The following is a 12072-nucleotide window of genomic DNA, read 5'->3' on the forward strand; positions in this document are numbered from 1 at the left end:
GGTGGCGGCTAGACCAGCTGCTTGTAGAGGGAGTACTGCGTCGTGGCGTAGCCGAGTGACTCGTAGAGCCGCTCGGCGGGGGTGTTGCCCGCGAAGACGTTGAGGCCGATCGTGTGCTGCCCCGCGGCGACGGCCTGGGCCTCGGCCAGCAGCATCAGGGAGCGCCCGTGCCCATGGCCGCGGTGGGCGGCGTCGACCAGGACGTTGTAGACGAAGGCGCCGTCCTCGCGCAGCGCCAGCCAGAGCGTGCCGACCGGCGCCCCCCGGTGTTCGAGGACGGAGATGAGCGTGCCCGGGGTGGCGAGGCCCTCGGGCAGCAGCCGCGCGTAGTCCTTCTCCGCCTTGGCCCGGGCCTCGTCCTGCGGAACCCCGCGCGCGATCCAGCTCTGGGCGTAGTGGTCCTTGCCCTCGGCCAGCCAAGGCCCGAACTCCTCCTCCGTCATGGGCCGCCCGGCACTGCCCTCGGGCAGCGGCGGCGCGACGGCGCCGAGCCGCTTGTCCATATTGCGGTTGCGCACCACGTACCCGAGCGCCGTGGTGAGGCGCAGGGCGGTGCCCGCGTCGGCCGGGACGGTCGCCTCGATCCGCCGGCAGCCCCAGCCGCGTACGACCTCCTCGGCGGCGAGCGCGGCCACCGTGCCCCGGCCGCGCCGGCGGTCGGGCTCCTCGACGCGCAGGTCCAGCAGGCGCGCGACGGCGTCGCCGAAGACGGGGTGGGTGCCGAGGTGTACCGCCCCGACGGGACGGCCGTTCACGCATATCCGGTAGCGGCGCGAACGGGTCCCGTCGGCGTTTCGCTGAAGCGGCTCGGTCGGCCGCAGGGTCGTGGTCATCACGGGTGTTCTACCCGCCGCACGGCCCCGCGTCAGCCGATTATCGGGTGGCTCTACGGGTCGAGGTCGTCCCCGGAGCGCTCCTGGAAGATCCGCATGGCCTTGGCGGTCACCGGGCCGGGGGTGCCGGGCAGTTCCCGGCCGTCGACCCGGTGGACGGCCTGCACGTCGCGCAGGGTGGAGGTGAGGAAGACCTCCTCGGCGCGCTCCAGCACCTCCAGCGGCAGGTCGGTCTCCTTGGCGCCGGTCCAGTCGATCACCAGCTGCCGGGTGATGCCGGCGAGGCAGCCGGAGGCCACCGGCGGGGTGTGGATCTCCCCGTCGAGGACGACGAAGACGTTCGACCCGGTGCCCTCGCACAGCCGGCCGACGGTGTTGGCGAACAGCGCCTCGGAGGCGCCCTGTTCGTGGGCGCGGGCGAGGGCGACGACGTTCTCGGCGTACGAGGTCGTCTTCAGGCCGGTGAGGGCGCCGCGCTCGTTGCGCGTCCACGGGACGGTGACGACGGCCGTGGAGTCGGGGCGGCGCGTGGTCTCGCCGACGGCGACGACCAGCGTGGGGCCGTGCTCGCCCCGGTCGGAGCCGAGCGGGCCGTGGCCGCCGGTGTAGGTGATGCGCAGCCGGCCGAGCGGCATCGGGTTGGCCGCGAGGACGGCCGTACAAGCGCGGCGGACCTCGTCGTGGTCGGGGTCGGGCAGGCCGAGGCCGCGCGCGGAGCGGGTCAGCCGGTCGAGATGGCGGGTCAGGGCGAACGGGGTGCCGTCCACCGCCTTCACCGTCTCGAAGATGCCGTCGCCCACGGTCAGCCCGTGGTCGAAGACGGAGACGCGGGCGGACTCGATGTCCTGCAGCGCGCCGTCCAGCCAGATCTTCACTGCTCGCTACCTCGCAACCTCGGGCCGGGGACCTGGTCCCTGTGCACTCACCTCGTACGCCCCCGACGCTACCGCGAGCAGCCGGGACGCCTTCAGTTCGGTCTCCCGCCACTCCCCCTCCGGGTCGGAACCCCAGGTGATGCCGGCGCCGGTGCCGAAGCGCAGCACTCCGTCGGCCCGGTCGATCCAGAAGGTGCGGATGCCGACGGCCAGCTCGCCGACGCCCCGGTCGGCGTCGACCCAGCCGATGCCGCCGCAGTAGGGGCCGCGGGGTGCCGTCTCCAGCTCCTCGATGATCCGCAGGGCGCTGGACTTGGGGGCGCCGGTGACGGAGCCGGGCGGGAAGGCGGCGGCGAGCAGCTCGGGCCAGCCGGCGTCCTCGCGCAGCTCGCCGCGCACGGTGGAGACGAGGTGGACCAGGCCGGGGTGCTTCTCGACGACGCACAGGTCGGGGACGGTGACGCTGCCGGTGGCGCAGACGCGGCCGATGTCGTTGCGGACCAGGTCCACGATCATCACGTTCTCGGCGTAGTCCTTCTCCAGGAGGTCCGCCTCGGACCGCCCGGTGCCCTTGATCGGCCCGGACTCGACGACGCGCCCGTCGCGGCGCAGGAACAGCTCCGGCGAGGCGGTGGCTGTCTCGACGCCGTGCGCGGGCAGCCGAATCGTTCCCGCATACGGCGCCGGGTTGCCGCGGGCGAGCAGCGCCGTGAGCGCGTCCACGTCGGCGTCCGGGGGGACCGGCGCGGACAGCACCCGGCAGAGGTTCGCCTGGTAGACCTCGCCGGCCGCGATGTACTCACGGACGCGGCGCACGCCCGCGGTGTACGCGGCGCGATCGAGGGAGGACGTCCAGTCGCCGACGCCGGGGCCGTGCCAGGCCCCCGGCACGGGTGCGGGCACCGGCTCCCGACGGACGTCCGAGAAGCGGGCGCAGGTCAGCCGGCCCTCGAAGTCGGCGGCGACCGCCCAGAAGCCGGAGGAGTCCAGGGCCGCGGGGTCGTCGGTGACGTCGGTCAGGCCGGTGGCGAGGCGGTCGCCGAACCGGGCGAGCGGGGGCAGTTCGAGCACGCTGTCGAGTCTATGGCGGGTGTCCGGCAGGTGGCCCGGGCGTATCCGCGCAGCGGCCCGGGCAGGTCCCCGAGCGGGCCTGACCAGGTCGTCGCGGGGCTGCGGCGCAGCACGCTGCGCAAACGCGTTTTTGTACTGGCCCAGGAATCCGCTAGAGTTCAACACGTCGCCGGGACGCGGAAGCGGACCGAAACGACAAGCGGACGTAGCTCAGTTGGTAGAGCGCAACCTTGCCAAGGTTGAGGTCGCGAGTTCGAGCCTCGTCGTCCGCTCGAAGGAAGAAGGGGTCATCCCGATCCCCTACACTCCTGGTGGAGTGGCCGAGAGGCGAGGCAACGGCCTGCAAAGCCGTCTACACGGGTTCAAATCCCGTCTCCACCTCCAAGGACGATTAGCTCAGCGGGAGAGCGCTTCCCTGACACGGAAGAGGTCACTGGTTCAATCCCAGTATCGTCCACTGGATCTCCCCGGAGATCCGAGGATCTTCTCGAAGATCCGCACCCCGCGCGATTAGCTCAGCGGGAGAGCGCTTCCCTGACACGGAAGAGGTCACTGGTTCAATCCCAGTATCGCGCACGCTCTGTGACTCTCGGGTCACAGCGAGGACGATTAGCTCAGCGGGAGAGCGCTTCCCTGACACGGAAGAGGTCACTGGTTCAATCCCAGTATCGTCCACACCTGATGAAGCCCCCGGTCCTGTGACCGGGGGCTTCTTCGTGTCTGTCAGCTGGAGAACAGCATGTGGCCGAAGCTCTTGTGACGGTGGTGACTGCCGTGGCCGTAGTGACCGCCGTGGCCGCCGTGCTGCGGGGCGCCCCAGGCGGGAGCGGGCGGCGCCGGGTAGGCCTGCGGCGCCTGCGGGGGCGGAGCCGGCTGGGACCACTGCGACTCCAGGCGGGTCAGGGCCTCCAGCTCGCCGTAGTCCAGGAAGATCCCCCGGCAGCCGCTGCACTGCTCGATCTGGACGCCGTTGCGGTTGTACGTGTGCATCGGCGCATGGCACTTCGGACACTGCATGGTCGGCTCAACTCCTCGCCGGTCGGTCCTGCTTCGCGTATCGCCAGGACAGACTCTGCCCGGGCGCGATCGGTTGCACCCTACGGTGTGACCTGCGCCGCCGGCTGCGGCGGGGCACCGGCCATGCGGGCGCAGGCGTCCACGACGGCCTGCTCCACCTCGTCCAGGGGGCGCCGCGCGGCGAGGGCCTTGGTGAGCGCCCGGGCAGCGGTCTGCACGGTCAGGGCGCGCGCCGGGACGTCGAGGGCGGGCCAGGGGTCGCCGGTCGCGGGGACCGCCGGGCCGCCGGCCTCGCGGTAGGCGGCCAGGAAGCGGGAGAACTCCTGCGGGGACAGCAGCCCGCAGGCGTACCAGGCGGCGGGGCGGGCCAGGTCCCAGGCGGCTGTGCCGACGCCGAGGTCGTCGACGTCGATGAGCCGCCAGGCGCCGTCCGGGGCGGGATGGCGGACCAGCTGGCCGAGGTGCAGATCGCCGTGGCAGAGGGTTAGGGGGCCGTCGGGCCAGGGCGCCTCGGCGCGGGCCCACGCGGGCAGGGCGGCCCAGGCGCGCAGGACGGGGCGGGCGTGGTTGGTGAGCGTGGCGGGGGCGCCTTCGAGGGCGGTGCGCAGACGCCGGACGGCGTCCGCCGCCTTGGCCGGGCCGCGCATGCTCGGCAGACCGGCCGGGGCGGGGCTGCGGTGGAGGCGGGCGAGGAGGGCGGCGGCGGCCTCCCAGGGGGCGGCGTCCGGGTCGTCGGGGTCCACGGGGGTGCCGTACGGCCAGAAGGTCACGAGACGGCCGTGCAGGGTGACCGGGCTCTCGGTCAGCGGGGCCAGGAGGACGTCGGGCAGCCGTGCGGCGGTGGCGAGGCGGGGGCCGAGGGCGGCCGGGTCGGTCTGCGGGGCGTGCGCCTTGGCGACGGTGCCGGCGTGCCGGACGACGGTGGCGTCGGGCCGGTCGGCCAGCGTGGTTGCCGCGCAGGCTGAGCAGGTCGGGTCGGTGGGGTGGGCCCTTTGTCTGACCTTGAGGATGAGGTCGGCGAGGAGGGGCATGGGGGTGAGGGTACGACGAGGGGATTGGGGGCGGGGTGCGAGGTGCCCCCGGCGGGCGCGGGCCGGGGGTTGGGTGCGCGGCCCTTCGCGGCGGGAGTGGCCGTGGGCTGGCGCAGGCCCGGGGGTGGGCTGCGCATCCCCCTGCGACGGACTGGCCGTCGGCTCGCGCCGGCGGGGGTCGGGCGCGCGGCCCGGCGGGGCACCGTCCGCGCCCACCCGTGCCGCCCTGCGGCACGACTGCCCGCGGGCTGACGGACATGGCTGAGCACCGCGGCTGCCCGCGGGCCGGCGGGTGAGGGCGAGCGCCGCGGCTGCCGACGCGGCTGCGTGGGGAAGGAGACGGGTGCCGGCGGGGAAGAGCAATGCCGGCGCAGCTCCCCAGCTGCGCCGGCATTTTTTGCCGTCCGCCGCACCCCCGTCCCCACGGGGTTTCATGGATGGATGTCCCCGCCCGGACCGCTCTTCCGGGCCTGGGGTCGCCGCTCAGCGCCCCAGCATCACACCCACGGACGACGCCTGTGTGGCCACTGTCTCCCAGCCGTCGAAGACGACCAGGAGCAGGACCGCCAGGGGGAGGGCCATCAGCGTCGCCACCAGGGGGTGGCGGCGGCCCGTTCGACGCAGCGTCCGCGGTGCCGTGTGGGCCATGGTCCCTCTCCTGACCGTGCTCTGTTGTCGTTGGCAGCGGCGAGTGGCTTGACCTCGGGGGACGAGTGCTGCACCCGCCGCTTGACCTCAAATCTAGGCGGGCGGCGGGCCCGGGACGTCATGCCCTCGTACCGATTGCCGGGCCTCCCGGAGGATGAGCCGCCGCTTCAGAAGTACTCCCCTGGGTGGAGACGCGGACCCGGGAGTAGGGGTCTTCCCGGAGGAGGCATCCAGTTCCTGCGGGTTTGTTCGGTGTTGCGACCCCCGGCGGCTCGGGTCCGGCCGGGTGACTTCGCTCACTTCGTCCGCCCCGGGCCGGACCGCTGTCGCCGTCCGGCGGACCGCCTCGGCCGCCACCGTCCCGTGCGTGCGTGGGCGGTGATCGCGGAGGGCCACCGACCAGGGGCGGTCGACCGGCCCGTGATCAACAGGCCTGCCGCGGCTGCGGGTTGGCGTAGGGGGTGAGTGCGACGTGCGGCGCCCGGTCGGTTTCTGACCGCTCCTCAACTGACGCGCGGGCGACCGGCGACGGTTCGGAACGAGAGGGCGCGGCCTCTGCGCGCAAGCGGCCGTGGAAACGTAAGCTGTGCCACGTCACACGGACCGGGCAGCGGGGATGAACATGGCGATGATGCGCCTGAGGCGCGAGGACCCGCGCGTCGTCGGCTCGTTCAGGCTTCACCGACGGCTCGGCGCGGGCGGGATGGGCGTGGTCTATCTCGGCTCCGACAAGAAGGGGCAGCGGGTCGCGCTGAAGGTGATCCGGCCCGATCTGGCCGAGGACCAGGAGTTCCGTTCACGGTTCGCGCGCGAGGTCTCGGCCGCGCGGCGCATCCGCGGCGGCTGTACGGCCCGGCTGGTCGCCGCCGATCTGGAGGCCGAGCGTCCGTGGTTCGCCACACAGTACGTGCCCGGGCCGTCGCTGCACGACAAGGTCGCCGACGAGGGGCCGCTGGGCGCGGCCGACGTCGCGGCGGTCGGGGCCGCCCTGTCGGAGGGGCTGGTCGCCGTGCACGAGGCCGGCGTGGTGCACCGGGACCTGAAGCCGTCCAACATCCTGCTCTCCCCCAAGGGTCCGCGGATCATCGACTTCGGCATCGCCTGGGCCACGGGGGCCTCGACGCTGACGCACGTCGGTACGGCCGTCGGCTCCCCCGGCTTCCTGGCGCCGGAGCAGGTGCGCGGCGCGGCGGTCACCCCGGCCACGGACGTCTTCTCGCTGGGGGCGACCCTGGCCTACGCGTGCACCGGTGACTCGCCGTTCGGGCACGGCAGTTCCGAGGTGATGCTGTACCGGGTGGTGCACGAGGAGCCGCAGCTGCACGGCGTACCGGACGCGCTGGCGCCGCTGGTGCGCACGTGTCTGGCCAAGGATCCCGAGGAGCGGCCCAGCACGCTGGAGCTGTCGCTGCGGCTGAAGGAGATCGCGGCCCGCGAGGCGCAGGGCCTGGCCGATGTGCGGCCGCCCGCGCCGCGCGCCGCCGAGGCGGACCGGCCCACGGGGCGGCTGGCCGACACGCTGTACTCGGAGCAGGCCCAGCGGCGGCCGCAGGGACCCGCGAGCAGCCCCGGCACTCCCCTGCCGCGCGGGAGCGCCGGGTCACGGGCCGGCTCGGCCCGGGGCGGGACGCCCGCACGCGGTGACAGCCCCTCCCGGGGCGGTGGCGCGGCCTCGCGCGGTGCCGGCCCGGTGTCGCGGGGCGGCTCCGGCGCCCGGTCGGCCGGCCGGCAGACACCGGCCTCGCGCGACGGCCGGCGGCCGGGCAGCGGCAGCCGGCCCGCGCCGCGCGGCGGCTCGGGGCGTCCGGCGCCGCGTACCACGGGGACCCGGTTGCGTCCGGCCAATCCCCGGCTGCTGCGGCAGCGGCTGACCGTGTTCGTGGTGGTGACGCTGCTGGTGGCCCTGGGCATCGCCCTGGTCCAGGGCTGCGAGGGCCCGGCCCAGGGGCTCGGCGGCGACGGAGGCGCACGGCAGACGCACGAGAGCGTGCGGCCGCAGTTCACACCGCTGGACGAGGACGGGCTGATGTCCCAGCGGTACGACTCGACCATGAGCCGGGACTGAGCGAGCGCCTCCCGATTCGGCGCTGCGGGCCAGGCAATACAGCCGCTGGAAACAGCGTCCCGCAGACCGAGCAAGCGCCCCGCCTCAGAGCCGCGGACCGAGCGAATGCCCCCTGGCACAGAGCCTCGGTCGGAGCGAGCGCCCCCGCCTCACAGCCGCGGACCAGCCGAGCAACCCATGGCACAGAACGTGAAGCAAGCAAGCACCCCCGGCCGCAAAGCCGCGGACCAAGCGAGCGCCCCCGCCCCAGAGCCGTGGAGCAAGCAAGCCCCCCCGCCCAACAGCCGCAGACCGCGCAAGCGGCCCCGCCTCAGACCCGCGGGCGACCCGTCGCCACCGCGTAGAACGCGACCGCGGCCGCCGCGCCCACGTTGAGGGAGTCCACGCCGTGGGCCATCGGGATGCGGACCCATTCGTCGGCGGCGACCAGGGCCTGGGTGGTCAGGCCGTCGCCCTCCGCGCCGAGCATCAGGGCGACCCGGTCCATCGTGTGCGGGGCGGCCTCGTCGAGGGTCTTGGCCTTCTCGTCCGGGGTGAGGGCGAGCAGCGTGAAGCCGGCCTCGCGCACCGAGTCCAGGCCCCGGGGCCAGGTCTCCAGGCGGGCGTACGGAACGGAGAAGACCGCGCCCATCGACACCTTCACGCTGCGCCGGTAGAGCGGGTCGGCGCAGTCCGGGGAGAGCAGCACCGCGTCCATGCCGAGGGCCGCGGCGGAGCGGAAGATCGCGCCGATGTTGGTGTGGTCGTTGACCGACTCCATGACCGCGACACGGCGGGCGTGCCCCAGCAGCTCCTCGGCCGTGGGCAGCGGCTTGCGCTGCATGGACGCGAGGGCGCCGCGGTGGACGTGGTAGCCGGTGACCCGTTCGGCGAGCTCCGGGCTGACCGCGTACACGGGCGCCGGGAGCTCGTCGATGACGTCCCGCATCACGTCGATCCACTTGGCCGAGAGCAGCATGGAGCGCATCTCGTAGCCCGCTTCCTTGGCCCGCCGGATGACCTTCTCGCCCTCGGCGATGAACAGCCCCTCGGCCGGTTCGCGTCTGCGGCGCAGCTCTACGTCGGTCAGGCCCGTGTAGTCGCTCAGGCGCGGGTCGTCAGGGTCGTCAACGGTGATGAGATCGGCCACAGGGGTGATACTGCCTTGTCGTGCGTGCGGTGCCAACGGCGCGGGCGAAGGAGAGTTACCTCGGGTTACGGCATGGTCGCCGGGCCGACCGTGACGACCTCGCCGATGACGATGACCGCCGGGGGCTTCACGTCCTCGGTGCGGACCCTCTCCGCGACCGTGGCCAGCGTGGCGTCCACGCGGCGCTGCGCGGCCGTGGTGCCCTCCTGGACGAGGGCGACGGGGGTGTCCGGGGACTTGCCGTGGGCGACGAGCGTCTCGGCGATCTTCCCGATCTTGTCGACGCCCATCAGGACCACGAGCGTGCCGGTCAGCTTGGCCAGCGACGGCCAGTCGACCAGGGAGCGCTCGTCGTCGGGGGCCACATGACCGCTGACGACGGTGAACTCGTGGGCGACGCCGCGATGGGTGACCGGGATGCCGGCCGCGCCCGGCACGGAGATGGAACTGGAGATGCCGGGCACGACCGTGCAGGGGATGCCCGCCTCGGCGAGCGCCTGCAGCTCCTCCATGCCCCGGCCGAAGACGTACGGGTCGCCGCCCTTGAGCCGGACGACGGACTTGCCCTGCTTGGCGTGCTCGATCAGCGCGTTGTTGATGGCCTCCTGGGCCATGAAACGGCCGTAGGGGATCTTCGCCGCGTCGATCACCTCGACGTGCGGCGGGAGTTCGGCGAGCAGGTCGCGCGGGCCGAGACGGTCGGCGATGACCACGTCGGCCTCGGCCAGCAGACGCCGGCCGCGCACGGTGATCAGGTCCGGGTCGCCGGGGCCACCGCCGACCAGGGCGACACCCGGGGTGCGGGTGCGGTGGTGCGGCGCCACCAGGGTGCCGTCGCGCAGGCCCTCGACGACCGCGTCGCGGATGGCGGCGGTGTGGCGCGGGTCGCGACCGCGCGCGTTGGTGGTGAGTACGGCGACGGTGACGCCCTCGCTGTGGCCGGTGGCCGGGGTCCAGGCGGTCGCGGCGTCGGCGTCGTCGGAGCGCACGCACCACACGCGGTGCCGCTCGGCCTCGGCGGAGGCGGCGGCGTTGGCGTCGGCGTCACTGGTGGCGATCAGGGCGTACCAGGCCTCGGCGAGGTCGCCGTCCTGGTACGGGCGCCGGTGCCAGGTGATCTCGCCGGCGTCGGCCATGGCCTCCACCGACGGGGTCGCCTCCGGGGACACGAGGTGGATGTCCGCGCCGGCCGCGATGAGGGCGGGCAGGCGCCGCTGGGCGACCTGACCGCCGCCCAGGACGACCACGCGACGGCCGGTGAGGCGGAGTCCTACGGGGTAGGCGGGGTGTTCAGCCATGAGGGACGGCTCCTCGTGCAGCGGTGCGGTGGGGCGCGCTGCGACTCCGGAGCGGCCCTGACGTGCGGATTTTATGCGGTGGGCGGGGCATACGGCACGGGTGGTCCGGCAGGTGAACGCCGGACCACCCGCACGCGGGGCGCCTACTTCTCGGTGACGCCCGCCGAGTCGAACGTGGCCACCTCGTGCATCGCCCGGGCCGTGGACTGCACCAGCGGCAGCGCGAGCAGCGCGCCCGTGCCCTCGCCGAGGCGCAGGTCGAGGTCGACCAGCGGGCGCAGGCCCAGCTTGTTGAGCGCGGCGACATGGCCGGGCTCGGCGCTGCGGTGACCGGCGATGCAGGCGGCGAGCACCTCGGGCGCGATGGCCCGGGCGACGAGGGCCGCGGCGCCCGCGCTGACGCCGTCCAGGATCACCGGAGTGCGCAGCGAGGCACCGCCGAGCAGCAGGCCGACCATGGCCGCGTGCTCGAAGCCGCCGATCGCCGCGAGCACGCCGATCGGGTCGGCGGGGTCCGGCTGGTGCAGCTCCAGGGCGCGGCGCACCACGTCGGTCTTGCGGGCCAGCGTCTCGTCGTTGATGCCGGTGCCGCGGCCGGTGACCTCGGCCGGGTCGGCGCCGGTGTAGACGGAGATCAACGCGGCGGAGGCGGTGGTGTTGGCGATGCCCATCTCGCCGGTGAGCAGCGCCTTGTTGCCGGCCGCCACCAGGTCGCGGGCGGTCTCGATGCCGACCTCGATGGCCTGCTTGACCTCCTCGCGGGTCATCGCGGGGCCGGTGGTCATGTCGGACGTGCCGCCGCGGACCTTGCGCGGCAACAGGCCCGGCGTGGCCGGAAGGTCGGCGGCGACACCGACGTCGATGACGCAGACCTCGGCGCCGACCTGGTTGGCGAAGGCGTTGCAGACCGCTCCCCCACCGAGGAAGTTGGCCACCATCTGGCCGGTGACCTCCTGCGGCCACGGGGTGACGCCCTGGGCGTGCACACCGTGGTCGCCGGCGAAGATGGCGACGGCCGCGGGCTCCGGGATCGGGGGCGGGCACTGCCGGGACAGGCCGGACAGCTGCGCGGAGATGATCTCCAGCATGCCGAGCGCGCCGGCCGGCTTGGTCATCCGCTTCTGCCGCTCCCAGGCCTCGCCGAGCGCCTTGGCGTCCAGCGGGCGGATCTGCGCGACCGTCTCGGCGAGCAGGTCGTGCGGCTCCTCACCGGGCAGCGCGCGGCGGCCGTACGTCTCCTCGTGGACGACCCAGGACAGCGGGCGGCGCTTGGACCAGCCGGCCTGCATCAGCTCGGGCTCGTCCGGGAACTCGTCGACGTACCCGACGCACAGGTAGGCGATGACCTCCAGGTGCTCGGGCAGGCCGAGGGCGCGGACCATCTCCCGCTCGTCGAAGAAGCTGACCCAGCCGACGCCGAGGCCCTCGGCGCGGGCGGCGAGCCAGAGGTTCTCCACCGCGAGCGCCGCGGAGTACGGCGCCATCTGCGGCTGGGTGTGCCGGCCGAGGGTGTGCCGGCCGCCGCGGGTCGGGTCGGCGGTGACGACGATGTTCACCGGGGTGTCGAGGATGGCCTCGATCTTCAGTTCCTTGAACTGCTTGGCCCGGCCCTTGGGGAGGGACTTGGCGTACGCCTCGCGCTGCCGCGTCGCCAGCTCGTGCATCGCGCGGCGGGTCTCGGCGGAGCGGATGACGACGAAGTCCCAGGGCTGGGAGTGGCCGACCGACGGCGCGTGGTGGGCCGCCTCCAGGACGCGCAGCAGCACCTCGTGCGGGATCGGGTCCTTGCGGAAGCCGTTGCGGATGTCGCGCCGCTCGCGCATCACCTTCAGGACGGCCTCGCGCTCGGCCTCGTCGTAGCCGGGGGCCGCGGGGCCGGTGGACTCTGCTGCCTCTGCCACGGCGGCCGTGCTCTCTTCCTGCGGGGCCTGCTGGGCCTGCGGGTCTTCCTGGTGCTCCGGCTCGGCGGACGTGGTCGGCAGGTCCTCCGCGTGCTGTACGACACCGGCGTCGGCGTCGGCGGCGCGGGGGGCCGGGACCGGGGCGACCGGGAGGGGCTCCGTGCGCGGGCACGGGCTCCGTGGCCGGGCTGGCGCCGGCCTCGG

Annotated in this window: 10 protein-coding genes and 5 tRNA genes; 6 read left to right on the plus strand and 9 right to left on the minus strand. The window is 74.0% G+C overall.

Annotated features, from left to right (window positions below; translation table 11 throughout):
• Positions 1–8: 8 nt before the first annotated feature.
• Genes C3489_RS32955 through C3489_RS32965 form a run of 3 tightly spaced genes read right to left on the minus strand, consistent with a single transcriptional unit; the run spans position 9 to position 2779 of the window.
• Positions 9–833, minus strand: coding sequence for a GNAT family N-acetyltransferase (locus C3489_RS32955; protein ID WP_103785793.1), 825 nt, complete (start codon positions 831–833; stop codon positions 9–11).
• A 53-nt stretch (positions 834–886) separates the two neighbouring features.
• Positions 887–1708, minus strand: coding sequence for an aminotransferase class IV (locus C3489_RS32960; protein ID WP_103785794.1), 822 nt, complete (start codon positions 1706–1708; stop codon positions 887–889).
• Between the two features lie 6 nt (positions 1709–1714).
• Positions 1715–2779, minus strand: a complete 1065-nt coding sequence (locus C3489_RS32965) for a chorismate-binding protein (RefSeq protein WP_103785795.1) — start codon at positions 2777–2779, stop codon at positions 1715–1717.
• 199 nt (positions 2780–2978) lie between these two features.
• Here C3489_RS32965 and C3489_RS32970 point away from each other — a divergent pair.
• The 5 genes from C3489_RS32970 to C3489_RS32990 all read left to right on the plus strand — a co-directional run bounded on the left by C3489_RS32970 (position 2979) and on the right by C3489_RS32990 (position 3454).
• Positions 2979–3051: transfer RNA gene (locus C3489_RS32970), tRNA-Gly, on the plus strand.
• A gap of 38 nt (positions 3052–3089) precedes the next feature.
• A tRNA-Cys gene (locus tag C3489_RS32975) sits at positions 3090–3163 on the plus strand.
• A gap of 1 nt (position 3164) precedes the next feature.
• Positions 3165–3236 (plus strand) — tRNA-Val (locus C3489_RS32980).
• 47 nt (positions 3237–3283) lie between these two features.
• Positions 3284–3355 (plus strand) — tRNA-Val (locus C3489_RS32985).
• A 27-nt stretch (positions 3356–3382) separates the two neighbouring features.
• Positions 3383–3454, plus strand: a tRNA-Val gene (locus tag C3489_RS32990).
• Between the two features lie 48 nt (positions 3455–3502).
• Here C3489_RS32990 and C3489_RS32995 read toward each other — a convergent pair.
• From C3489_RS32995 to C3489_RS33005, 3 genes are all read right to left on the minus strand, one after another.
• Entirely contained in the window at positions 3503–3796 is a 294-nt protein-coding gene (locus tag C3489_RS32995) for a zf-TFIIB domain-containing protein (RefSeq protein ID WP_103785796.1), read from the minus strand.
• An 80-nt stretch (positions 3797–3876) separates the two neighbouring features.
• Positions 3877–4827, minus strand: a complete 951-nt coding sequence (locus tag C3489_RS33000) for a phosphotransferase family protein (RefSeq protein WP_103785797.1) — start codon at positions 4825–4827, stop codon at positions 3877–3879.
• Between the two features lie 483 nt (positions 4828–5310).
• Complete coding sequence (locus tag C3489_RS33005; RefSeq protein ID WP_103785798.1) at positions 5311–5475, minus strand: hypothetical protein; 165 nt, start codon at positions 5473–5475, stop codon at positions 5311–5313.
• Positions 5476–6091: 616 nt separating this feature from the next.
• Between C3489_RS33005 and C3489_RS33010 the strand changes: the two genes are divergently transcribed.
• On the plus strand, positions 6092–7540 hold the full coding sequence (locus tag C3489_RS33010; RefSeq protein ID WP_181139937.1) for a serine/threonine-protein kinase: 1449 nt from the start codon (positions 6092–6094) through the stop codon (positions 7538–7540).
• A 310-nt stretch (positions 7541–7850) separates the two neighbouring features.
• Here C3489_RS33010 and C3489_RS33015 read toward each other — a convergent pair whose 3' ends face one another.
• The 3 genes from C3489_RS33015 to cobT all read right to left on the minus strand — a co-directional run.
• Positions 7851–8669: an RNA methyltransferase gene (locus tag C3489_RS33015; protein WP_103785800.1), complete on the minus strand. Its 819-nt coding sequence runs from the start codon at positions 8667–8669 to the stop codon at positions 7851–7853.
• A 65-nt stretch (positions 8670–8734) separates the two neighbouring features.
• Positions 8735–9967: a uroporphyrinogen-III C-methyltransferase gene (gene cobA / locus C3489_RS33020; RefSeq protein WP_103785801.1), complete on the minus strand. Its 1233-nt coding sequence runs from the start codon at positions 9965–9967 to the stop codon at positions 8735–8737.
• A gap of 143 nt (positions 9968–10110) precedes the next feature.
• Positions 10111–12072: nicotinate-nucleotide--dimethylbenzimidazole phosphoribosyltransferase (gene cobT / locus C3489_RS33025; protein ID WP_258055058.1), on the minus strand; the 1962-nt coding region annotated here is incomplete at its 5' end.

The sequence above is a fragment of the Streptomyces sp. Ru71 genome (assembly GCF_002920535.1).
Lineage (GTDB): Bacteria > Actinomycetota > Actinomycetes > Streptomycetales > Streptomycetaceae > Streptomyces.

Excerpts from the sequence above, each read along its gene's own strand:
- C3489_RS32955 (WP_103785793.1), bottom strand. The coding sequence starts at position 833 with ATGACCACGACCCTGCGGCCGACCGAGCCGCTTCAGCGAAACGCCGAC.
- C3489_RS33010 (WP_181139937.1), top strand. The coding sequence starts at position 6,092 with ATGAACATGGCGATGATGCGCCTGAGGCGCGAGGACCCGCGCGTCGTC.
- cobA (WP_103785801.1), bottom strand. The coding sequence starts at position 9,967 with ATGGCTGAACACCCCGCCTACCCCGTAGGACTCCGCCTCACCGGCCGT.
- C3489_RS33005 (WP_103785798.1), bottom strand. The coding sequence starts at position 5,475 with ATGGCCCACACGGCACCGCGGACGCTGCGTCGAACGGGCCGCCGCCAC.
- C3489_RS32995 (WP_103785796.1), bottom strand. The coding sequence starts at position 3,796 with ATGCAGTGTCCGAAGTGCCATGCGCCGATGCACACGTACAACCGCAAC.
- C3489_RS33000 (WP_103785797.1), bottom strand. The coding sequence starts at position 4,827 with ATGCCCCTCCTCGCCGACCTCATCCTCAAGGTCAGACAAAGGGCCCAC.